General features: G+C 59.9%; 1 protein-coding gene. It reads right to left on the bottom strand.

Annotated features, from left to right (window positions below; all coding sequences use genetic code 11):
* The coding region (locus tag SB754_RS20980; protein WP_410784280.1) for an AbgT family transporter at window positions 1-262 on the bottom strand (262 nt) is incomplete at both ends.

Here is a 262-nt window from a genome sequence, read left to right as displayed (position 1 = left end):
AGATCATGAAGAAGGCGATCCAGACCACCCAGATGACCATGGCCAGCGGAATGGTGAAGGACGCCAGGGTTCCGATGCCTGCCGAGCGGCGGTACTTCTGGACAAAGCCGAGGGCCATCACAAAGTAGGGGCTCATCGGAGTGACGCAGTTGGTGACGGAATCGGCAATGCGGTACATCGCCTGCGTGGTTGCCGGTTCTATGTCCAGGAGCATGAGCATCGGCACGAAAATCGGTGCGGCCAGGGACCACATGGCGGATCC

It is taken from the genome of Leifsonia sp. SIMBA_070, assembly GCF_046534635.1.
Lineage (GTDB): Bacteria > Actinomycetota > Actinomycetes > Actinomycetales > Microbacteriaceae > Leifsonia.
The sequence above is the reverse complement of the archived record's forward strand: the minus strand, read 5'-3'. Positions and strand labels throughout refer to the sequence as shown.